This window comes from Moorena sp. SIO3I8 (genome assembly GCF_010692325.1).
Taxonomy (GTDB): domain Bacteria; phylum Cyanobacteriota; class Cyanobacteriia; order Cyanobacteriales; family Coleofasciculaceae; genus Moorena.
The window spans coordinates 76,208-99,592 of sequence record NZ_JAAHHW010000015.1 but is presented as its reverse complement, the minus strand read 5'-3'; the positions used below and the strand labels follow the sequence as shown (position 1 = coordinate 99,592).

Annotated in this window: 19 protein-coding genes and 1 tRNA gene; 8 read left to right on the top strand and 12 right to left on the bottom strand. The window is 44.4% G+C overall.

Annotation, left to right across the window (positions count from 1 at the left end; all coding sequences use genetic code 11):
• The first annotated feature begins 393 nt into the window (after nt 1-393).
• Entirely contained in the window at nt 394-2,139 is a 1,746-nt protein-coding gene (locus F6K51_RS08405; RefSeq protein ID WP_293019517.1) for an AAA family ATPase, read from the top strand.
• A 393-nt stretch (nt 2,140-2,532) separates the two neighbouring features.
• Here F6K51_RS08405 and F6K51_RS08400 read toward each other — a convergent pair whose 3' ends face one another.
• Nucleotides 2,533-3,345 carry a hypothetical protein gene (locus F6K51_RS08400; RefSeq protein ID WP_143727475.1) on the bottom strand — a complete coding sequence of 271 codons (813 nt, stop codon included), beginning with the start codon at nt 3,343-3,345 and terminating at the stop codon, nt 2,533-2,535.
• Nucleotides 3,346-3,627: 282 nt separating this feature from the next.
• Here F6K51_RS08400 and F6K51_RS08395 point away from each other — a divergent pair, with 282 nt between their 5' ends.
• Nucleotides 3,628-4,545 (top strand): DUF6753 family protein, encoded by a 918-nt coding sequence (locus F6K51_RS08395; protein WP_293019514.1) that lies wholly within the window; start codon nt 3,628-3,630, stop codon nt 4,543-4,545.
• Between the two features lie 97 nt (nt 4,546-4,642).
• Here the strand turns inward: F6K51_RS08395 and F6K51_RS08390 are convergent, their stop codons facing one another.
• From F6K51_RS08390 to psbD, 7 genes are all read right to left on the bottom strand, one after another.
• A complete protein-coding gene (locus F6K51_RS08390) occupies nt 4,643-5,725 on the bottom strand; it encodes a tetratricopeptide repeat protein (protein ID WP_293019513.1) in 1,083 nt (360 codons plus the stop codon).
• 422 nt (nt 5,726-6,147) lie between these two features.
• Nucleotides 6,148-7,038 carry a 6-carboxytetrahydropterin synthase gene (locus F6K51_RS08385; protein WP_293019512.1) on the bottom strand — a complete coding sequence of 297 codons (891 nt, stop codon included), beginning with the start codon at nt 7,036-7,038 and terminating at the stop codon, nt 6,148-6,150.
• Nucleotides 7,039-7,199: 161 nt separating this feature from the next.
• A complete protein-coding gene (locus F6K51_RS08380) occupies nt 7,200-7,901 on the bottom strand; it encodes a DnaJ domain-containing protein (RefSeq protein ID WP_293019511.1) in 702 nt (233 codons plus the stop codon).
• Between the two features lie 132 nt (nt 7,902-8,033).
• Nucleotides 8,034-8,984 (bottom strand): cysteine synthase A, encoded by a 951-nt coding sequence (gene cysK, locus F6K51_RS08375; protein WP_293019510.1) that lies wholly within the window; start codon nt 8,982-8,984, stop codon nt 8,034-8,036.
• Nucleotides 8,985-9,128: 144 nt separating this feature from the next.
• On the bottom strand, nt 9,129-11,066 hold the full coding sequence (locus F6K51_RS08370) for an iron uptake porin (protein WP_293019509.1): 1,938 nt from the start codon (nt 11,064-11,066) through the stop codon (nt 9,129-9,131).
• A 482-nt stretch (nt 11,067-11,548) separates the two neighbouring features.
• Entirely contained in the window at nt 11,549-11,830 is a 282-nt protein-coding gene (locus F6K51_RS08365) for a 4a-hydroxytetrahydrobiopterin dehydratase (protein WP_293019508.1), read from the bottom strand.
• Between the two features lie 512 nt (nt 11,831-12,342).
• On the bottom strand, nt 12,343-13,401 hold the full coding sequence (gene psbD, locus F6K51_RS08360) for a photosystem II D2 protein (photosystem q(a) protein) (RefSeq protein ID WP_008183309.1): 1,059 nt from the start codon (nt 13,399-13,401) through the stop codon (nt 12,343-12,345).
• Between the two features lie 249 nt (nt 13,402-13,650).
• Here psbD and F6K51_RS08355 point away from each other — a divergent pair, with 249 nt between their 5' ends.
• The 4 genes from F6K51_RS08355 (at nt 13,651) to F6K51_RS08340 (ending at nt 15,557) form a co-directional block, all read left to right on the top strand.
• A complete protein-coding gene (locus F6K51_RS08355) occupies nt 13,651-13,917 on the top strand; it encodes a hypothetical protein (RefSeq protein WP_293019507.1) in 267 nt (88 codons plus the stop codon).
• A gap of 22 nt (nt 13,918-13,939) precedes the next feature.
• Nucleotides 13,940-14,608: an energy-coupling factor ABC transporter ATP-binding protein gene (locus tag F6K51_RS08350; RefSeq protein WP_293019506.1), complete on the top strand. Its 669-nt coding sequence runs from the start codon at nt 13,940-13,942 to the stop codon at nt 14,606-14,608.
• A gap of 246 nt (nt 14,609-14,854) precedes the next feature.
• Nucleotides 14,855-15,403 (top strand): NYN domain-containing protein, encoded by a 549-nt coding sequence (locus F6K51_RS08345; protein WP_293019505.1) that lies wholly within the window; start codon nt 14,855-14,857, stop codon nt 15,401-15,403.
• Between the two features lie 81 nt (nt 15,404-15,484).
• Nucleotides 15,485-15,557, top strand: a tRNA-Glu gene (locus F6K51_RS08340).
• A 69-nt stretch (nt 15,558-15,626) separates the two neighbouring features.
• Here F6K51_RS08340 and F6K51_RS08335 read toward each other — a convergent pair.
• From F6K51_RS08335 to F6K51_RS08320, 4 genes are all read right to left on the bottom strand, one after another.
• Entirely contained in the window at nt 15,627-17,306 is a 1,680-nt protein-coding gene (locus F6K51_RS08335; RefSeq protein WP_293019503.1) for an AarF/ABC1/UbiB kinase family protein, read from the bottom strand.
• Nucleotides 17,307-17,603: 297 nt separating this feature from the next.
• Nucleotides 17,604-17,861 (bottom strand): hypothetical protein, encoded by a 258-nt coding sequence (locus F6K51_RS08330; protein WP_293019501.1) that lies wholly within the window; start codon nt 17,859-17,861, stop codon nt 17,604-17,606.
• Nucleotides 17,862-17,995: 134 nt separating this feature from the next.
• Complete coding sequence (locus F6K51_RS08325) at nt 17,996-20,059, bottom strand: GAF domain-containing sensor histidine kinase (RefSeq protein WP_293019499.1); 2,064 nt, start codon at nt 20,057-20,059, stop codon at nt 17,996-17,998.
• A 678-nt stretch (nt 20,060-20,737) separates the two neighbouring features.
• Nucleotides 20,738-21,661, bottom strand: coding sequence for a hypothetical protein (locus F6K51_RS08320; RefSeq protein WP_293019497.1), 924 nt, complete (start codon nt 21,659-21,661; stop codon nt 20,738-20,740).
• Between the two features lie 911 nt (nt 21,662-22,572).
• On the opposite strand from F6K51_RS08320, the gene F6K51_RS08315 reads away from it, so the two are divergent.
• Together F6K51_RS08315 and F6K51_RS08310 are read left to right on the top strand one after the other, a co-directional pair.
• Nucleotides 22,573-22,911 carry an NAD(P)H-quinone oxidoreductase subunit M gene (locus F6K51_RS08315; protein WP_071102827.1) on the top strand — a complete coding sequence of 113 codons (339 nt, stop codon included), beginning with the start codon at nt 22,573-22,575 and terminating at the stop codon, nt 22,909-22,911.
• A gap of 182 nt (nt 22,912-23,093) precedes the next feature.
• Complete coding sequence (locus tag F6K51_RS08310) at nt 23,094-23,339, top strand: DUF6737 family protein (protein WP_293019493.1); 246 nt, start codon at nt 23,094-23,096, stop codon at nt 23,337-23,339.
• Nucleotides 23,340-23,385: the final 46 nt, after the last annotated feature.

The window sequence follows — 23,385 nt, the reverse complement described above, 5'->3', positions numbered from 1 at the left end:
CAATTTAGTCATTAAAATCTGACAAATTAGTTGGGAGGAAGCAACTCCAATGACTAACAATTCGTGATTCGGCCTTCGAGGAGGGTTAGATAAATTTGGCCAAAATCACGACTATTCGTCCAAAATTCTCCCCATCTCCCCATCTCCCCATCTCCCCATCTATTTTTGGCGAGAATGAAACAGCCCTGCCCTTACTAAGGGGGGTTAGGGGGGATTCCTCTTGCCTGCTCCCTGCTCCCTGCTCCCTGCTCCCTGCTCCCTGCTCCCTGCTCCCTGCTCCCTGCTCCCTGCTCCCTGCTCCCTGCTCCCTGCTCCCTAAAACCCATAAATTTGTACCTCACTTATTTTGAAAATGCTATAGTTTAATTTTGACTGAATAACGTTTGCTTGAGAATGAAAATACCCGAATTTGGGACATTATTAGAATGCTATAGAGCAGTATCTATAGGAATTCCCTTGATTGAAAGACACAATGTACTTAGGTGGATTTGTCAGAGTCTTACTCACCATGGAGTATTCTTGGTTTACCTCTGGAATTTAGCTAGTCGTGGATTTCAGAAAATTGAGTGGGATGGAAATTCTCAAACCTTAGAAAGTTCAATGGTTAATGTCCTAGAAGAGCGTGAGGCATTTTCACAGGTTGTTGAAGTGTTGAATTTTTGCCAAGCCTATTCTGGTAAAGCCTTATTTATCTTAGAAGATTTACCGTCTTTACTCGATAGTGCTGACAGTGGGCAAACCATAACCATCAGAACCTCATTGTCTAATGTTCTCTACAACTTTGGTCTATCAAGCGATAAGTTTCTAATTCTTTTGGATACGGGGGAGAATGAGTTACCTCGAATTTTAAACTCAATTATTCCTGCTGCCGAATTTCCTTTTCCAGAACCCAAGGAAGTCACGGCATTATTAAAAACTCATTTAGTAGAATATGGTTTGGCTGACCAAGAAACACCTCTAGACGATAGACTAGCTCGGTCTATCGGGGGATTGACCCCGGAAGAAATTCGGATGGCTGTCAAACTGGCGGCGAAAAAAAATAAATGCGCTCCCATCGTGTCTCGCCTGTTAAGCGATCGCTCTGAAGAGCGCGCCAAAGGCGATGGGCTAAGCCCCGCTTTCAGCGATCGCTCTGAAGAGCGCGCCAAAGGCGAACGCAAGCAATTTCATATAGCAGTCAATAAAGCCCAATCTCAATCAGAGCTAGCCAAGCAATTAATCAATTACAAAATTCACAGACTCAAAGGATTTGGTTTAGAATTCCTCAAACCTGATGTTGGGGAATTTGGGGGATTAGATAAACTGAAACAAGCCTTGGAATGGGTGAAACAAGATTTTTCTGATCAAGCCAGAGCTTATGGGATTCCATTGCCCAAGGGATGGCTATTGATTGGTCCTCCAGGAACAGGAAAAACCTTTGCTGCCAAAGTCTGCGCTCAAACCTTAGGATTTCCTTTAATTAGCATGGGAGTGGATTTAGTAATTGGTAGTAGTCCAACCCATTTAAAACGACTTTTGCGTCGAGTTGAGGCCGCGAGTCCTTGTGTTTTGTTTCTCGATGAACTGGATAAGTTTTTTGATTCCCAAACAAATAACACCAAACAAATTCTAGGAATTCTCTTAACCTGGTTGCAGGAGAAGACAACTCCTACATTTGTGATTGGAACTCTCAACCGATTAGATGCTTTGCCTCCAGAATTAACTCGTGCTGGCAGATTTGACAAACTGTTTTATGTGGGTTTTCCCAAAGAGATTGAGCGGTTTGAGATTTTTAAACTCCATGCTAGCCGATTTGATCCTCGTTATCGGGAGGGAAATGGACCATTAACAGAAAAACAATGGCGTCGATTATTGAGTGCAACACGAAAATGTACTGGAGCAGAAATTCGTGCCATTGTAGAATCAGCAGTGCAGCGAGTGTTCCATCAAGGTCAGAGAACTCCTTTTAAAATTGAATTGGAAAATCTATTAGAGCAGCGAGAAGCAATGACTCCCTTGTATTCTCAGGATACAGAGAGAGTTTTAGCAATGGAAAATCGAGCAGAAGGGGTTTGTAAGCCTTCCTCTTCACCAGATAAATCAATTTTTGCTAGGGAAATAACTACCTTGTGGGGAGAAAGATTAAATGTTGGGTCTTAAGTGATATCATGTCCCGATAATTATCCTTAATACCAATTTTTACAGCACACTATCTCCCCATCAATCTTCTTTATTATGGGTATTCAACCGGACTTAATCTGATATCTAATCCGATTTAATGAGTAATGGGTAATGGGTAATGGGTAATGGGTAATTGTGATTACTCTCGTACCATTACCCATTACCACTTAAGCCTTACCGATTACCAACCAGTTTAATCAAGGAATTTTATACCTTGATTAGGTTTAAATATAGCAGTCGAAGTAAAGGTTAAGACATATTTATGTTCCCTGTTCCCTTCCCCCCTTACTAAGGGGGGTTAGGGGGGATCCCTGTTACCTTGAAAACAAAATACTATGTCCTAAACTATACTTTCCTTGCTATAACTGCTGATTAAGACTTAAATTCCAGCAGAGAATTTATCCCCAGTTTGCTGCAAGACGATAGGAGATAGACAGCTTTAGTATTGCCTTTCAGGGCAAAGTATTCCCAAATATGAAGACAATCTCCTAAACTCATAGTTTTCATTATCCCTTCAGTTTCTGTATAACAGAATAGTATCTTACCAGAAAAACCTTTTGCTTTCAATTTTTTTAGTTTTCTCCTTGAGTTAATAATTCCCACCAGTAAAGCAACCGATGAGCCTATGGCATCCATGGCAGCGGATAAACTAACCCGAAACTCCTGATCATCCTCTGTTTTTAATATTTCTAATTGGGATTGACCAATTGTAATCCTAGTCGGGGTTGCTTGTAGCCAATCTGAATCTTGGTTAATTAAGTTCACCCTTGGTTTGATTAATTGATTTGGGTCTTGCTCTAATTGTTCAATGAGTTGCTTTAAGGAAACTGTTTGATTTTTATCCAGGTAGGCGGGGATGAGATTGTCTGACACTAAATATTTCCAATAAGCCAGTAAGCTCTTGAGAGGATAAACAGTCAAGTTTCTCTGGGAAGGAGTAGTAACCCATAATTTTTGATAGCCATTTTCTTCAAGAAATTGTTGAGCTTGTCTTGGAGACTGTCTAATCGGTATAGACATTTGCCGTAAGCTAAAAATAATTTGGTTATCAAGGCTATAAGCTCCTAGGGTGACTTCGTTTAATTGAAGACAGATATGATCTACGTGGGGATAATCCAAAAAATCATCATCAATTATCTGAGGATCAGTGTGATAAGTTTCAGCACTTAGGTGGGTCATAGCCATAAATTCCTTCTTCTAAATCCCTTGATTTAAGTAAGCATTAAGCTATTAGCAGTCAGCCTGCGCTTAGCGCGTTAGCTAACTGCTGAATGCTTACTGATTTAACCTGTTCAAGTTTTTGACTGTTTCTCTTTCTTGGTAGTACTCTCTAAGCAGAGCAACGGATTGATTATGTACATATAACCCCTTATAGTAACGTTCCTTTTTTCAGAGAATTTTTCTCGTTTCAGGATTTTAACGTCTCTATGTAACAAATATTTACAAATCTTGTTATTCTCGAATTTTATGGCTATTTATAAAGAAGTAAGCAAACAAGGAATTAGGGAAATGGTAGGAAGTAATCTTTCTCAAGAAAACCTCTCCCACATCAAGCAACCTGAAAGTCTGTCAGATTTAATTGACGAGAGGGATAAGACGGATTACTCTCTATTGGAAAAGCTGTTAGAAGGACGTTCGGATAGCTTTAAGGCAAAAATTTTAGATTTAGTTGTTGCGACAGAATTGGACGCTAATGACCCGCTATTCCTATTTTTGGTAGCAACGTCCAGTTTGGAAACAATGTTAGCAGATACTCCTAAATCCTTAGAGCAGTTATTCCGAAGTTGGGAAAAGGATATCCAGCAGATGATTGATGTCGTCGGGCAATCCACCATGGATATTCAGCGCCAAGAAATTTCTAAAGCGAACGCTCTTCAGAGCGCGCCAAAGGCGAACGCTCTTCAGAGCGCGCCAAAGGCGAACGCGTCTGCCATAGAGCAATCAAAGGTAACCATAGAATCCAAGTCAGAAAGACAGCCCTGTTCCTATCCACCCAAAGGCTCAAGGGATTTTCTGGTTGCTAAGACATCTCCTTTTATAAACATTACAGCCATCTGTGGAGCTGTGGTTTTGTCATTGGTTTGTGGACTAGGAGCGGGTTGGGGACTATCTCAGTTAAGTCAGCCAAAATTAGACCCCAATGGTTCTAGACAACTAACCCTAGACGAAGCAGATACCTTAAATTGGGCAATCAGTAAAGAGGGCAAATTAGCCAGAAATATAACCAAGTGGAATGCGGGCTATTTGGATAACTTAGAATGTCAAAAGGATGCCATAGAGGCAGGAATCCGGTTAAACTTTGGGGGCAAAAAAGCGACTAGCGGCTATTGTCTACTTTGGGTCGCCCCTCCGAGCCAGCGCAAGTATATAGAGGACAATAAGTAAGTGAACCCTATTTCGGTATTTTGATAGAGATTAGTGTCGGTTTTGTGGGAATGGCTAATGGCTACGAGCCTTATCCCCACCAGAACTACCATTCCGATTAGGGATTAGTCAGTGCTAAATTTTTCTGATGGTACTCCATAGCTTTGGTGTAGTTTCCTTGAGAGTAATAAGCAGCTTTCAGACTAGCTATGGCTTTTTTTGCTGCCTTCCGGTCACCGATGGCTTGGGCAATACTCAAGCGTTGTTCATAGTATTCAACCGCTTGGCCATAATTGTCTAAGGCATCATAAGCCTTTCCCAAGCGACCTAAGGCTTGTTGTTCTAGACGGCGATTACCCATTTGTTGAGCTTTGAGCAATTGCTGCTGAATATAGTAAATCCCTTGAATATAATCTCCTAGTGCCAAGCAAGCATTACCCAGCTTGCCCAGAATCTGTCCTTCTAGGGGACGATCACCCATCTGCTGTGCGATCGCAAAACGCTGCTCGTAATAGTCAATAGCTTGAGCATAATCACCGATGGAGTAGCAGGAGTTACTGAGATTTCTCAGAATTCGCTCCTCCAGCTCAGGTAACCCAAGAGTCTGGGCAACATAGAGGCTCTGTTGCTGGCAAGCCATTGCTCGGGGCAAATCTCCTAGTGCCTTATGGGCCAATCCTAGATTGTTCAAGGCAGTCACCTCTCCCAGTCGGTCTTGGAGTTGCCGCATAATAGTTAGGCTTTTTTGACCATAGTCAATGGCCTTGAGGTGATTTCCTTGGTGACGGTAGGCATTTCCCAAAATTCCCAAAACCTGGCCCTCAAGACGCTGGTCTTTGATGTCTTTTGCGATCGCAAGACTTTTGTTACTATATTTTATCGCTTGTGGAAAGTTGTCTAAGGAATAAGCAGTTAGTGCCATACCACTCAGAGCTTTTCCTTGACCCCGTCTATTTCCCAATTGCGCATATATTGCTAGTGCCTCTTGGAACGACTGTCTTGCTGCGAAGAATTGACATCGCTGGTGCTGCTCAATCCCTTTCTCTAAAAGTTGAGCAGCTTCACCGGCGCGAGGGAACCGCGCAAGGTCATCAACATTATCTGGAATGTTGTTTGGTAATGTAGGAACGAAAGTTTGGCGTGCTGCCTCTGCTAGACGCTCCCTATATTGGCTGTCATCACACGGCAACCGGCTCTCCATTCCTATTGCCTCTTACGGATCATCAAGAGTTTTGTAGTTTTCTAAGTTTGCGCAATCGAGTAAAATCCTTTGCCATATATTCCCTTGTTTTGAATTGCTCAAGGTCGTATCTCATCCTTTGAGTGAGATACCACGGGGCAAAATACGAGGATATGAAGGCTTTCGGATTTAGCGCAGCTGGACCTAACAGTACGAGTGCGGATACTTGACTACTATGATAACCGCATCAATCCTGATTCCGGCCACTTTACCCTTATCATAACAAATGATATACTAACTCTAACTTATGGATGATTTAATCTCAGCAAATAAAAATCCCTAGCTAAGCATTCAGCCTAGGGCTAATGCGCTTAGCCCATGCTACGCTTGCCAGGTATTGAAAGCAGCCCACCGCGCATCAAAGATTTTAGGTGGGGACTGGGCTAAACTTTATTATTCAACTCAATCAAGGTCAGCAGAGTTTCTCTAGATGATGTTGCTGCTGACTTGGTAGTGTCTGGTGTGCAGTAGACTTCGCAGGAGTTATTAGGACTTTCAATCAATTTCACCTTATGAAGTTGGACATCCAATTCTTGAATTGGTTGTTGCAACAACTGACAAATATAGATAGCAATATTTTCGGCAGTAGGAACAACCCGGGCAAAGTATGGAATGTCTTTATTGAGGAAAGTATGGTCAAAAGCTTCCACGACATATTCATCCATGACTTGCTGCAAGGAGCCTAGATCAACAATCATGCCAGTGCGCGGATCCATTTCACCCTTAACAGTCACTTCTATGTGATAGTTATGTCCATGTCCGTTGGGACGAGCACACTTACCGTAAATCTGGTAGTTTTCCTCGTCACTGAGGTCAGGATGAGCTAGTCGGTGAGCAGCGCTAAAGTGGTTACTGATAGTCAGATATACTTCCATACCGTTTCCTTGATAGTCAGCCCAGAGTTTTGGATGTTCAAATAGCTGAATCTTCAGTAGTGGTAGGTAAGTAACCAAGTGCTGCCAAATTACTCGTGCTATGTTTTCGGTAGTAGGTAAGGTTTGCTGAAATTCTGACCAAACCTCATTGAGATAAGCGTAGTCAAGTTGGCTGGTGACCTCTCGTTGGATCACCCTTTTGACTTTAGAAAAGTTTTCCACCATGCCATACTTATCCAACTGAGCGGTCAGGAAAACGAACAGAACGTAGTTGTGTCCGTGTCCAGGAAATCGGCTACCCAAACCAAACCGCTGAATGTTCTGAGCTTCACTCAGTTCTGGTAACCAGTATCGGTGGCTGGCTGAAAACTCAGCACGGCGCTTAATGACGCATTCCATGTCAAGTTAGGTAAACTAGACTTATGTTCAGCATAAACTAATTTGGATTAGTGGTCGTTAGTCATTAGTTATTAATGATTATTCATTAATCAAGTCCCTTTTGCATGTAAGTCAAGATTGATCATTCTTGGGTTTGCTACAAAAATCCTATTGGTTACCCATTACCAAAAATCTTTAACTGTGTCTTTAGCTTCCCAGAGCAGATGGGAGGCAATTCTGAACAGTTCTTGACCTGTGTGTAGGTGGTAGTCGTCGTAGTTAAGGGTAAACAGCTTTAATTCTTCTATGCCATCTCCTAACTGATTAAGACAGTAGTAGAGGTTAGCAGCAGCACTGGCAACGGTGGCAGGATTAGGTTGAGAATGAAACAGCCTCTGAGCTTGATGGAGATGATCACCACACTCTTCCAGATAAGCTTCAAACTCTGCCATGAGTTCATCATCAAACGGGTCAGCCGAGAGTTCATCGAGTTGAGCCTCTAGAGGCTCAAGGATATGACTAATCCAGTAGTTTACAGGTTGATAAATTTGCTGCAACCAGTACCCTAGCTGGGCATCAGTCTTTTTTCCCTTTTGCCGATGATGCTGGTAATGTCTTTGGGCATCAGCTGTTCGCTGTTGTCGATTCTGATGCTCTAATGAATGCTGAAAGTAATGCCTCTTTTGGTCATAGGAACGCCGTCGCTCAGGGTTACTGAGGACCTCATAGGCAGCATTAACTTGGATAATTTTTTCCGGATCAGCGGTGGGGCTGTTGCTATCTGGATGAAAGCGCTTGGCTAGCCGTCGGTAGGCTTGTTTAATTTCTAGGGTCGTAGCGTGGGGATGAACATCCAGAGTCTGGTAGTGATTCGAGTCTGACATGGGCGACACTAAACCTACTTAAACCGGCAGCGATAGTATAATTAAGGTACCAAGTAAGCTCAATCCAATATTTCCATAGATTTCCAGAGGTTTTAGGATAACTAGTGAATGGAAGTGCCTTGCCCCATAACACTAATCCGTGGTGGCCGTCGGCTCTTGGAACAGGGGGGTGCTTAGGTAGCGTTCCCCAAAACTTGGTTGAATCATCACAATCAGGCATCCTTCATTTTCTGGACGTTTGGCAACTTGAATCGCCGCTGATAGTATGGCTCCAGTGGAAATGCCGGAAAGAATTCCTTCTTCACGGGCTAAACGACGACCGTATGCGATCGCATCATCATCCGTAACTGTAATCACCTCGTCCAGAAGTTCCACCTTGAGTACTTCTGGAATAAAACCCGCACCGATACCCTGAATTTTGTGAGGTCCTGGAGAGCCTCCAGAAAGTACAGAACTACTAGCTGGTTCAACTGCGATCGCTTTAAAACTGGGCTTACGTTTTTTAATCGCTTCAGCAACACCAGTAATTGTACCACCCGTACCGACTCCAGCCACCAGGAAATCCACCTGTCCTTCCGTATCGTCCCAAATTTCTTCAGCTGTGGTATAATAGTGAATTTTTGGGTTAGCTGGATTACGAAACTGTTGCAGCATATAGGCATTGGATGTGGTTTCTACAATTTCCTGAGCTCGCCTAATACAGCCACCCATGCCTTCACTACCTGGTGTCAGTTCCAAGTGAGCACCATAAGCTCGCAACATAGCCCGTCGCTCGATGCTCATTGTCTCTGGCATGGTTAGGATAAGTTGGTAACCCTTGGCTGCCGCTGCCATTGCTAGAGCAATACCTGTGTTTCCCGAGGTCGGTTCCACCAAAATAGTTTTGCCGGGGGTAATCCACTCATTCTGCTCCGCTGTGTTGATCATGCTAACACCAATCCGGTCTTTAACAGACGAAGATGGATTCATGCCCTCTAGTTTGGCTACAATTCTAGCCACACAGCCTTCTGCTTGAGGAATACGATTCAATTGCACTAGAGGCGTCCGACCAACCAGTTCGGTAATATTTGGAGCAATTCGCATAACTGTTGGAAATTCTGAGTTATTAGTTGTTCTCCATCATCCTAGTATTTTTTGACACTTTCACCCCTTCAAACAAAAATCCCCGCCTAGGGGCAGGGAAACCTAACTAATGCTCGATAGTCCTTGGGTAATTAGCCAGGGTCTCTAGAACGTGAATGTGGTTCTGATGGTACCAATCACAGCATCATCATTATCATCACTCTGCTCTGGATTAATCACCCAGATCACACCAGGAGTGATAGAGATATTATCGGATAGCTGATACTTGTAGAAGCCTTCGATGTGAATGGGGGTATCAATCTCATTCAAATCCGAATAGGGCACTGCACCACCAAAGAAACCTAACACACTACCTTCTTTCCCAAAATCGGGGAAGGCTAAACCACCGCCGTAACTCCAAATTTCACCATCTCCTTCACCAATCACAATCACATCGGTGTAGTTGAAAAATCCACTAAAGGAAATCTTGTCGGTGAGGCGAAACGCTAATTCTGCTCCGTAGGAGTTGGTTACCTTGTCAGCTGAATCAGCTATACGACTAGCAAGAAGTGCGTCTTGATTTAAGTTGGCAGCACGGGTACCTACGATACCATCTGTTCCCGCGCCTTTGCTGAATATGGCACTGTCCTCTTTATGGAAACCATGGACGTAAGTAAAGCCGACACCAATCCGGTCATTGACGTTGAAGTTCAACTGACCCAAGGCAGAATAATCACCATTGAACAGACCTGACCCTTCATCAGGATCTGACGCATTCCCAGCTAGGTAACCCAGTGTGACAGTACTTGGTCCAATCACGCTCTCTAGTAAACCAAGTTGGAAGCTAACCCCTAAACCAGCACCACCACCAATCCGATAGATGGGGTTTTGTTGAGAAAATGTGGATAGAGAGCCACTACCACCATCGAAGTCTTGGAAATAGGGATTGAGTGTAGGAACGTAATCATCATGCCGACCACCAAAGGCAGCAATGTAAGTTGATACTCGACCAAACGGACCAATAGGAATGTCACCGTAATAGGCTAACCAGTCAACCCCTATATCGTTCCCGTCACCAGTACCATCAATCTCAGTGTTAAAGGTCTGGGTGAGTTCTGGGGCAATGTCACCCCCCTCTGTAAAGGCATTCAGGTTACCAGCACTCAGACGAGTTACCAAACTGTCTTCACCAGTGAAGCTGGTGTCGAGAACTAAACGAACCCTGTCACCAAATACAACTTGGTTATTGTCATCTTCCCCAAAATCACCAAAGTTATTGGTCAGGGCGAATATGACTTCCCCTTCCAGTTTGGTAGTAGTAGAGAATTGGTGATCCTCGAGGAATGCGACTCGACCTTCCAGGTTATCGACCCGTGCTCCGAGGGTAGCCAGTTCTGCCTCAAACTCTTGAATCAGCCGTTGCAGCGTTTCTAAGTCTTCACGGGTAATAAAGTCAGCGGTACTAGCAGCAATTAAACGCTCAATCTGGTTTAAACAAGCGTTCAAGCCAGCCGCAAATTCGTAACGGGTAGTAGCACGGTTACCACGGAAGGTGCGGTTTGGGTAACCAGCGATACAACCGTAGCGCTCTACCAGACTACGCAGAGCTTCATAAGCCCAGTCTCCAGGGGAAACATCCCGCAGTTGGGAAACACTAGTTACCTGATCTTGGCTGTTACTACCTTCTTTACCGTAGCGTTGAATTTGATTTAACAGCTGGCTGTTATCTGAGGCTGAGGGTACGGCTTGGGCTATTTTTGTTTCTGCCTCCGGTACGTCTACCTTAGGAACTAGGGTATCGGCCTTTAAAGTTAATGATGTTCCCTCACCCAAGCTGGAGCCCATCTCCGTGGAAAAAACTGGCGTATCCTTTACTTCTGGGGCAGTGGGGGCCGCCGCGTTCGCCTTTGGCGCGCTCTGAAGAGCGATCGCAATTGTCTTTACTGGGACAGCTTGAAGTGGGGCAGCTTCCGTAGTAACTTGACTCTCAACTGTTAACGAGTTGGCCTTGTTGGCTGCCTGTACCTCATTGGTACCAAGGGCGAGAGCAGCACCCACTACAGCAGGACTTATCAGTAGGGACTTCAACAGTAGTTTAGACATCTTCTCTTAATCCTCACACCTTTAAAATTATTGAACTCTCCTCCGGATTAATCACGGAGGATACTAAGCTGATGTTACAACCGAGGGCATTAGCCACATCTCGTAATGCTTACGGTATGATATCTTCACGGTTATTGAATACATCATCCCGTTTGGGAAGGTTCAAAACTTCCCGACCGACCTTGACTATACAAATTCCTAGCTGGATCGTTACTTTTTTCTTGTTGGCGTTGTTAATTTCCAGCTAGCCGATTTTCCACAGCCTAAACCGGTATTTGGTTTTATCTAAGAATCAGCGCTATTGCGATAAAACCTATTAACCTATTACAGGAACAATTTATTAGAGGAACAATTCTTATACTATAGCCTTTATCGACAAAGTGCTATACAAACTTTTTTTCTTTTGCCAGTGGATGAACTTCTTCTGGCTTGGGGTCTATTGCTAAGGCGATTGTCACTTATTTAGAGTTATTTAAAGCATATTAACCCAGCTCTGAAATAACTTGCGCTAGGTCAAAATCTTTCGAGGTTAAGCCACCACTATCATGAGTGGTTAAAGTAATCGTTACCTTATTGTAGGAAATCTCTAGGTCAGGATGGTGTTCTGCAGCTTCAGATGGGTCAACAAGTTTATTCACAAACGCGATCGCTTCTACAAAACCCTTGAATGTCTTATTACTACGCAGGGTTTTCCCTTCCACACTCCAGTCTTCTAGCTGACTCGCCTTGGCTTTAATTTCTGCATCACTGAGTAGTTGAGCCATGATTCTTAGATGCACTCCTTAAACAATCCCATACAAAAAACTATCCGCTCTCACGGCTAGTGTTTTGGTTAATCCATAACACCTGGTGTGAGAGCGGTCTAGCGGGTCTTCTGATTGAAACCAGGCTGCCGAGAGGAACTCTTAGGTAGCCCTGCCTAAGCAGTCATATAGATTCTCCGTAGAGAATCCAGCTAACTCCTAGAGAACAGCCCCGGCGCACAGCCGGCTAACTCCAACCAGATGACCCATGATTTTACTACTATCTTCCATGGGCATCACCTCCTTTAATCCCTAAGCGGTTTTTTTTACCTTTCCAGGATTATCACCTTTCCTTAAGTTAACAGACTATCGATCAAATTGCAACCTCTGCAAACTAGGATCATGATAAATTCGCCTAATATTGCTCAGAGCGTTCCAGTTTTCTTTTTCTAGAACTGCTCAAAGCCCCACCTCCTGGTGGGGCTTTGAGAAAATCCAACAGCTAACCTTAATTCTGGTTCCGCCTTGGAGTGTTACAGAGCGTTACCGCGAGGCAGTACTTCCTCAGGGAACTCAAAGTTTTGGTGAGGTTGGTCTGCCGGAGCCATCCAAGCCCGTAGACCCTCGTTCAGCAAAATGTTCTTGGTGTAGAAGGTTTCAAACTCTGGGTCTTCTGCTGCCCGGATTTCCTGGGACACGAAGTCATAGGCTCGCAGGTTTAATGCTAAACCTACAATTCCCACTGCACTCATCCACAAGCCAGTTACTGGCACAAACAACATGAAGAAGTGTAACCAGCGCTTGTTGGAGAAGGCAATCCCGAAGATTTGAGACCAGAAGCGGTTAGCGGTGACCATTGAGTAGGTCTCTTCCGCTTGGGTCGGGTTGAACGCCCGGAAGGTGTTTGCTTTGTCCCCATCCTGGAACAGGGTATTTTCCACCGTTGCCCCATGAATGGCACACAGCAGAGCACCACCTAGTACCCCGGCTACGCCCATCATATGGAAGGGATTCAGTGTCCAGTTGTGGAAGCCTTGCAGGAACAGGATGAAACGGAAGATACCTGCTACTCCGAAGCTAGGAGCAAAGAACCAGCTCGACTGTCCCAATGGGTACATCAGGAACACGCTGACAAATACTGCAATCGGCGCACTGAATGCGATCGCGTTGTAGGGTCTGATGCCTACTAGACGCGCAATTTCAAATTGCCGCAGCATGAACCCAATTAGACCAAACGCTCCGTGGAATGCCACAAAGCTCCACAACCCTCCTAGTTGGAACCAGCGGGTCAAGTCTCCTTGAGCTTCTGGTCCCCACAATAGCAGCAGGGAGTGTCCCAGACTGTTGGGAGGAGATGATACTGCTACGGTCAGGAAGTTGCAGCCTTCTAGGTAGGAAGATGCTAAACCATGGGTGTACCAAGAAGTCACAAAGGTGGTACCAGTCAACCAGCCCCCCAAAGCCATGTAGGCACAGGGGAACAATAGAATGCCGGACCAGCCGACGAATACAAAGCGATCGCGCTTGAGCCAGTCATCGAGGATGTCAAACCATCCTCTGGTGCTGGGGGCGCGTCCTACTGCTACTGTCATAGCAAGGATCTCCAGATATATATAAGTACGGTAAGGCGATTTACTTTCTTTATTAAAGGCAGTCTAAGTAAAGAAAAGTAAACTTCGTCTAATATAACTATCATAATATGTCATAATTCTTAATTTTGCTACCCCCTAAAAAAAAATTAGGTAATAACTGTACCCAAGATACCGCTCTTACGCCGGTTTGGGCTGGGGTCTAAGATAAGAAGAAGTACATTAATAGAACGCGCTACAGCTTGATACTCCATGTTCACCATTGACTTGATTCTAAGGAATACACCCATGCCACTGTCTGTGCAACGTAAGTCAGAAGAAGAGGCGCAAGCGACCTACCAGGAAATTTTGACAGCCATGCGCTCTGGGCATCCTCAGTTGTTAGAACTCAGCTGCGATCACCAGCCAGAGAAGAAAATTGGCGTTCTCAGCGATCAGATTAGTGTAGCAATTATTTCTCAAAAATCTGGAGCCACAGGCTCAGGACGTACTCCCGGCTTCTTTGCCATGGCTGAATAAATTCATGGAGCAAGATATATTAATGAATCAACCAGCAATTCAAGTAACAGAGGTTGGCTTCAACTGGCCTAAAGGGGGGACAGTTTTGCAATCTTGCTCCCTGGAAGTCCCTAAGGGGGAATTTTGGATGCTCTTGGGAACCAATGGCAGTGGTAAATCAACCTTACTTAGATTACTGGCTGGTTTATTGTCCCCCCAATCCGGTGACATTTACCTAGCCGGTTCACCAGGTTTTGTTTTCCAGAATCCTGATCATCAGCTAGTCATGCCTACCGTAGGTGCCGATGTAGCCTTTGGACTGGTAGCCGAAAAGCTCGACCTAGCTCAAGTTCAAGCCCGGGTAAAAGAAGCTCTAGCTGCGGTGAATTTACTAGAGCTAGAGCGACGCCCGATCTATGCCCTCAGCGGTGGTCAGAAGCAGCGAATTGCGATCGCTGGTGCGATCGCAAGACAGTGCCAGATTTTATTGTTAGATGAACCCACTGCCCTACTCGATCCAGATACCCAAATGGATTTAGTGTCACAAGTGCGAAATTTAGTCAAAAGTCGAGGATTGACAGCTATTTGGGTTACCCACCGTTTGGATGAGCTGGATTATTGTGATGGAGCATTTTTGTTAGACCAGGGTCGAGTCATTGACCAAGGTGAACCGGAACGCCTGAAACAAAGACTGGTAGGTCATAATCACTGATTCTCGGGAAGTTTCCCGAAAGTCCTAGGGTTTGTAATCGGCTAACTGTTAACTGCTAAGCGTTAATTATAATACTTAAAGTTGTGACTATAATATTTTATATGTTAATAGTTAAATGTTGAGTGTCATTTTTGCTCAATCCTTTTGCCTTTTGCTCAAGTGCAATTTATACTAATATAAAGAAATGTTAAAATTAGCGCTAATATTTAGTCCATACGGACGGTAAACAGTATAATACCATGAAAAATGTCCTGTTCTTCACCGCTGGCTATTTTACTAGTTGATGGCTATAACGTCATTGGCTCTTGGTCTTTCCTGAAAAATACCCGTGATCGTGATGGTCTCATGAGTTCTCGCCAAGAGTTAATTGAGACCCTAGCCAATTACAGTGCCTTTGTCGGCTATGACACTGAGATTGTCTTTGATGCTCACTCACTCAATACCCCTAACAGTCGTGAGGTGATAACTAATCACTTATCGGTTTACTACACCGATTTCGGGGAGACAGCAGACACTTACATCGAAAAATTTTGCGCCTCCTATAGAACCAATCTTGTTAAACCCACTAAACGTCTGATCGTCGCTACCTCAGATCGGGCAGAGCAATTGACGGTTGTGGGGTATGGTGCTCAATGCATGTCTTCCCAGCAGTTGCTCAGCGATGTTGAATTCACAGCTCGTCGAACCCGCCGCAAATACCGACCACAGAAATCCTCTAGTGGTCGTTTTTTAGTCAATTCCTTGGATGCCAAGGCTCAGCAGCGCCTAGAACAGTTACGAAATAGTATCAAGTAACGGGAGTGGAAAAAATTTTCCTGATCAAACACTTGACACAAACCAAAATATCCGCTACACTTATAAAAGTGAAATCAATAAGCCCCCATCGTCTAGAGGCCTAGGACACCTCCCTTTCACGGAGGCGACAGGGATTCGAATTCCCTTGGGGGTATCTAAACAAGAAAAAAATACAACAGAAAAAATTCGACAGCTTAAGGTAGGCGATTTTAGATAAGATTGCCTACCTTTTAGCTAATCTATCCAGTCTTTCTCTAATTGCTAAGTTAATCAGAGAACGTAGCAAAATCAAAAACCAGAATCCGGAAAAGGCAAAGGCGGCTATCGCCCATCCACTATGAGGACCTGAGAGGAAAATAGTACCAGCTACCAGGGTAAATCCAGTTAAACAAGCATAAATTAGGCTTTTTAGAGCAAGGGTGATCTGCTTGAGAGTGCGATCGCTTTCTACAGAACGCACGTGTAATTGTAACTCTCCCAGCTCGAGCCGCTCTTCTAAGCGTCGAATGGCTAGTTCGGTAGGGCTAGCCTTACGTAAGTTATATTTCACAAAATCCCTAGCTTGTTTAGCTAGTTCCCCCACTATATTCCCCCGCCCTTGGAAAACAGCCAGGCTTTTAACAAAAGGCTCAGTAGCAGCTAACAAATTATACTGGGGATCTAGGCCACGAGCGATCCCATCAAGAGTTGTTAGTGACTTTAAAATAAATGTCAGTTGTGCTGGTAGGCGAAAAGGTTGCTGCTCAAACATTATGTAAAGTTCGCTACTGATTTCCTCAAAAGCTTGTAATTCTATGGGCTTTTCGGTAAATTTTTCCAGTAGAAAAGCAACTAATCGCTTGACTGGCTTGAGATCTGACATGGGTTCAATTAACCCCATGTAAGTTAAACTATTAACTACCTGATCAGTGTCCTTACGCAGTACAGCAAAAAAAGTCTGGAGCATTTGGTCTTTAGTCATGGACTTGACCTCCAGCATTGTGCCAAAGTCATAGAAAATCAGACTGCCCTCTGTAGAGACTGCCATATTTCCAGGATGGGGGTCAGACTGAAAAAAGCCATCTTGTAATAACTGCTTGAGGTAGCAACAAATTCCCAGCTGAATAATTTCTTTAGGATTTATGCCGAGGGATTCCAGGGTCTGACGGTCATCAATTTTAATCCCCGGCATATACTCGATAGTCAAAACTTTTTTAGTTGTATATCGCCAGTAGACTTTCGGGACACTAATGCGAGGAGAATTGCTGAAATTGTGACGAAAACTCTCAGCATTCTTCCCTTCATGGATGTAGTCAATTTCTTGATAGAGCAGGTTAAAAAACTCATGGATTATGGAATCCAAATCATATTTTTTGGTTCCCGGAACAAATCGATTGACAAAACGAATCAATCGATGGATAATCTCAAAATCTAAGTTAAATAGCTTTTCTAAGCCAGGACGCTGAACCTTAACGACTACATCTTCCCCGGTGTGCAATCGGGCTTTATGAACTTGTCCCAAACTGGCAGCGGCTAGAGGAAAATGCTCAAAATCCCGATACAAACTATGAATGTCGTGACCAAGTTCTGATTCAATTAGACTTATAGCATCGGTTACACTAAATTCTGGGATCCGATCTTGTAATTGCGCCAAGGCATTCACATATTCTAAGCTAAGTAAATCAGGGCGTGTGGATAGTGCCTGCCCAATCTTGATGAATGTTGGACCTAAGTCTAAGAGCTTTCTAACTAACCACTGGGCTCGACGATTTCTTTGCTTGGGGGAATTATTAGCCGATACCTTGTCCCACCATAAATAAACCATAAACTGCGCTGCCGCAGTAAAAATATCGATCTGGCGAGCCAGGGGGGAATAGTTAGGTTGTTGCCAACGTGGTGGCTTGGGCGCATCAGTTGTGAGCATACTCAGCTATTCATAGTTACTCCTATCCAATCCGGGAGTATCAATCAGATCATATCCGCTTTAATACCTATTCTTCCCAGTTAGTCTTCCAAGCTATTAGTCATTAGTCATTAGTTTTGCCTTCTTACTTACTAATGACTAAGTTTTACCAAAAATCTTGGGTTTAAAGCCTCGTCCTTCTAGGACGACTTTTCTGGAATAATCGTCAAAGCCGATGTATAATTAAGATAGGTACAGGCTGAAAAACCGTTGGCTCAGCCGGGAGAGAGACCCGTAACTGATTGACCGTAGGTCACGCTACGCGAACGACCACAAAGAAGTAATGCCTAGAGGGTAGGGAAAGTCCTCTTTAAAAACCCAACCGTCAATTAACCGTTGGCGTGTGAACCTAGAAGAATCACTTTTGAGATTAAACAAGGTACGGTGGGGCACACCGGAACCTGAGGAAAAGGAAGGCAAACGGACTTTTAAGGCACTTCCAGCAAGTACTCGAACGCCTAAGGAGAACTGCCCTCTAGGTCTGTCGTGAATTAACTGGGAATTTGGTGTTTTCACGGATTTTTGGTTGAGTATTGTCCTGTTTTTGGCGGCGTCAAAGATTGGAACTCGGCGGTTTACGGCGGCTCGTTGATCTAGGAATCCTCGTGCCTTTCGGCAAAGCCGACGCTACGCGAACAGGCCGGGGAGTGTCAAATAAAAGATTGAACCTGGGGCAGAGTAATTGTGAAAGATACCCGGGACGTGCGAGGAGTGTCAGACGGGCCAGTGGAGACATCTACCGTCCCATTGAGATGCTGCACTAAGCATTTTACTAGCGCTAGACCCAAACCAGTACCCTGAACTGCCCTTTGGGTCATCCCCTGACCGCGATGGAATTTATCAAAAATATGTCTGAGGTCTTCTGGAGATATCCCCTGACCAATATTGCTCAAACTCATTACAATTTGCTTCACCGATTGCTGGATTTGCTCAGTTACCTCAATCACCACTGTAGTATTTGGGTGAGAATACTTGCCAGCATTGGTTAAAAGTTCCAGCAAGATACGGTTAAGGCTCTCAGCGTCGGTGTTGATAAACAGCGATGGTAGTGAACTATTGATTGTTAAGGTTAAGCCTTTCTCCGCCCATTTGTACTCAAAGGATTTAGCCAAGTGCTTAATCATCGGCATCAGGTCAATTCTTTGCAAGTGCAGTTGGGACTGGTCAGATTCCAGCTGCTGTAGACTCAACAGGTCGTTAATTAGCTCAATTTCTTGATTACACTGTTGCTCAAGGATTTCTAGATATTTGGCACGACGCTCAAGATCAAGTTTGGGTTGACGCAACATCCGAATCGCTAGACTCATTGCAGTCAAAGGTGTCCGCAACTCATGATTCATGCTACTGAGAAATTCATCTTTGAGGCGATTTAATTCTTTTAGCTGACCCATTTGCTGGCGAGTTCTTTCGTATAACTCTGCCTGAACTTTCAGACTATGTTGTAACTGAGCCGTGCGTTCTTCAACAAGGGATTGTACTTGCTGGAGAGTCTGATTTTGGATAATAGTGCTACTAACTTGTGTACTGACCCACTTGACCAAGTTAATTTCATTCTCTAGCCAAGGGCGAGGTTGAGTATTTTGCAAGACCAAGAACCCCAAAACCTTAACGGATAGCAAACCATGATTATCTGCCCCAACCAGAGGACAGATTAGTAACCCTGGCTTTAGGTTCTGATCTAGGAGTGAGATGCTCTGGTGCTCAGCTTTACCAATCGGGTGATCTGGTCTATCGGTAATGACTATCGGTTCAGGGGCTTGCTTGAGAGCCTGTTGGTACCAAGAACACTCAGAAACTGGGAAGGATTTATTTAACAGTGCGTCCCCTGTTGAAAATAGATCAGTAGTAGAGGTTTCCTTTAACCATTCACAAACCACTGTCAGATCATGTTTTGGTGAATGCTTTGCTGGTAGACTGCAACACAGAGGATTCGTTTCATCTAACAGTAGCAGTAATGCCCGTGACACCTGAAGTGCTTCAGCAACAGCCGTGGTAGCTATCTGGAAAATCTCCAGGAGATTGAGAGAGCTATGCATCACTTGACTCAATTGGTTGAGCAGAGTTTGGTCTCGAGTAGCCGCCTTCACTTGGTGGGTTAGCTGAACTTGAGAAATTGCTACTGATACCCATTGGGATACAAAAATTAACTGTTCTTGCTCTGTCTTTGTCCATTGGTAAGGCTGGGCTTTTCCTAAAACAATTACCCCGTTGACTACAGACTGAAACTTTGTGGAGGTCTTCAGTATTGCCCTGGCAGATAGCACTTCTTCACCCAAATCTAAGTTAGACCAAGCATCGGATTTTTGCCAATCTGAAATTGCCAGTACTGAGTCACTGCCTAAGTCATCCTCTGTGGTTAAGAGTTCCAGCAGTTGCACTGGATTTTTGTAGTATCGGTGTTCTGGGTCAAGGTGTTGATCAGCACGCCACCAGGCTAGTTGGGGCGTAGTGCTAGGGTTAGCCAGCGCCCCAATTAAACAGCTATCCACCTGAAAACTCTCTCCTATAGCCTGGGCGAGCATCGCCAACAGAGTTTGCGTTTCTGAGGTATTTAGTATCGTCTTAGCAATTTGTTGCCCGATCTGAGCTAACTCTGTCGGGTAAGCCATGAGTGAACCTTGATGCTCCTGGCTAAAGGTTGGTTCAAATGTACCTGAGAGACGGGAGTTGATGGAATTTACTCTTGGGGCAAAAATCGCGCTTTCTGCATCCATTATGCTTGTTGCACAACTTGTGAATACTGGTCTTGACTAGAGCAACTGTTAAAACAAGAACAACTGTTAAAACAGTAATCTCGCTAGGATTAGTGTTCCCGGCATCAGAGTGCTTTTGATCAAGAGATTGGAGTTTTTTACGACAACCGACCGACACACCCGTTCAATTCCGAACTCTGGTTAGAGGAGAAGCTGTGGGTCGGTGGCACAACTAAATCATGTAATCGTCACAGTTGAGTTAAACTCGCTCCCGGTGCGCTTATAGTCGTCGAATTAAATTCGCCACGGGTCGCACCGCGATCTCAAAATGGTTACTGCTCGAGATTCGTTGACCCAATTAATTCTGATCGGTAGACTGGGTGAGGGCTTGTTGGAGTTTCGAGCTAAGGCACAGAGCGTAAAAATCCCAAAAGGCGCGCGCCTCCTAGGCCGGGTTCCCCGGCCTAGGGTCGCGCCTCTGAGTTGGGTAAACTACTAGTACCTGGAAACCCAGGAGAGAATTGAGAAACTCCAGATATCTCTCCAAGGTGCGCTTTCCAAGGCCGCGAGCAATCCCTCGCGGCCTTGGGTCGCACCTCTGGGATTGAAATCGATTAACTTTGAACACCTTAAACACCTTGAGCACCTTTTTATAGCGTTTTTTTAACAAAACTGATTGAAAACTTGGATTCAACACCACTAGGAGCGCTTCTTTCTAGCTTGTTTTTGAGCTTCCTCACTGTTTTTTCGATAAAGTATAACCCGATAACGAGCTATTTGGTAGCGTTGGTCATCAGGTTTTACCGTCTCCATTAGATTTGATGCCCGTTCCCACTTAGCTGCCACATCTAACCATTGAGCTGAGGTTTCGACACTTTGACCTGCTGCGGCTGCTTCTTGAGCTAGGCGCATTGCTTCAGTAAAGGGGTCCGGTGGTTGACTAGAAGATCCCGATGAATAAGAATTGGCTGGGTCTGTTGCCGAATGGTCGGCTTGAGTTGGGTAATGGGATTTGATTTCCCTCCCAAACCAATCATTCAGTAACCAACCTACTAGGATCAGGAGTAAACCCAAACCTAACCCAATCACAACACCCTGCCGCAATCGACCTTTTTTACGTAGTTGACCGTAAGAAGCTGGCGGTAAGACCAGTTGCTGAATCGGTAGTTTTTTTTGGCCGATTTGACGGGAAAATCCTGGTGTTAGAGCCAGTTGCTGGCTTGGTAGGTTTTGGCGATTGTTGAGGGTTTGAGCCAGTTGCTTGAAGAAATTTGGCCTAGTAAGGGTTATGTCTTCGTACCACAACAGCTGATTGTCTGGGTCACGGCTAATTTCTTCTAACCAGAGTAATTGTTCCTCTCGCACGATGCGGCTGTTGATCCTGACACGACGAATGTTACGCGGTGAAATTTCTTCCAGAATTTCCTGGATTTGACTGACTAGAATCGATTGTTCCAGCTGTTCTGGTTTTGCTGCTTCACACAAAACTTGCAATACACCATCAGCCAGAATGGCTCTAGTTCTCACCCCAAAATCGGCTAATCGTTCATTGAGTGTTTGAATAATTGCCACCACGCTACCCTGGTGGGCTTGTCTAGCAATATCTTCCATGGTACCAGACATTTTTTTAAGCTATGACATTGGATTAGTGTGTTTGACTTTACTTAATATAGTTTTTCCCTTTAGAGTATCAGGATCTGCTATTAGTAGACATCTCCAAAAATTAACCTCAAACCCTTGTAATGCCTGGGTCAAAACCGATTTTATGCAGATGTCTAGTGCATGTATTGTTCATTTTTCTTCCCCCGTGGAGACCGCCGCTAAAACCCAGGTTGCTCTATTAATTATCAGAATCATGAGGTACACAGTTTTTTTTATTCCCCCAGTCCCGGAAAACCATAATCCATAAACTATTATTAAACCGACTCCCAGGGCTTGCGCTTACAGTCGTCGAATTTAATTCGCCACGGGTCGCACCGCTCCCGACTCCCAGGGCTTGCGCTTATAGTCGTCGAATTTAATTCGCCACGGGTCGCACCGCTCCCGACTCCCCAGTAATTTGTACCTCACCAAATTGATAAATGATATATATCGATCACATCCAGTAGCGCCAATGGCCCGCACGGCGGGAACAGGTCAAGGGGACTGCTGTCTAAGGTTGTAGGGAAACCTACTATGAGAGTAAGTAACTTTTTGGTAATGTCTGTCAAATCTCATGGACGTGCTTGTCAGACCATTATCTCCTTACTGGCGAAATCACAAACACTACATATAGCGTATAGGTCAAGAGGTCAGTAATTGGGATTTGACTAGCTAAATAGTTGGTTTGCTCCTACGATACCTTGAATGCGTCGAATCTATATCTGGGGTATGTGCTCTAGTTCTGTACTTGTACAGGACTAGAGGCAAAAGCGGCTCAAACTCGAAGCCCTCAACCCCAAATCTTTGATTGGTTTGTGGGTAATTCAAATGGTCAGCATTGACTAGTGCCTGAAAAGATGAAAAAATAAAGGCTGTGAGCAGGAGGTTTCTAGATGCTGTTAAAGTCCACCACTCGTCACGTCCGAATCTATACAGCAGAGGTAAAAAATAACGAACTAGTCGGGAGCGATAATGTCTTAACCTTAGACATTGACCCCGATAACGAATTCAATTGGAATGAAGACGCTCTACAGCAGGTTTACCGGAAGTTCGATGAGTTGGTTGAATCCTACAGCGGATTTGATTTGACCGAATACAACCTCCGTCGTATCGGTTCTGACCTAGAACACCTTGTGCGATCGCTTTTGCAAAATGGACAAATTAGCTACAATACGGAAAGCCGAGTGATTAATTACAGTATGGGATTGCCCCAAGTAGAACCTGAGAATTAGGCAGTAGGAGATGGGCTGACAAGCTACTTTCAAACCAAGTCACGACGGGAGCGAATAACTCAAGCGCCTGTCTGCCTTCATCCCCCGCCACACTGTAGCTGGTTTACTTGAGGTTCTCATGCTTTTAATCAATCCCTTGCTTAGTGCAAAGAAGTAAGTCGTGGTAGCTTAAAAGACTAATCTTGTCTACAGAAAAAAAATTCAATCCTTGGAGTTATAAGCCTTGGTGGTGCCAACCCTGGTCAATCCTATTGACCGGAGGGGGCATCATCTTAAGTATCTGGGTAGTTTTCAAAACCCTCTGGATCACGCTACTCGCTGCTATGCCAATTATGCTTTGGTGGACGTACTTTTTGCTGATCTGGCCTGAGTTAATCAAGAGTAGTGTGATGAGTGAGGGGACGGCATCAATATTGCGCAATGATTAATACATAAAATTAATACATAAAACGTAATCCTGACCTTCCCCATAGA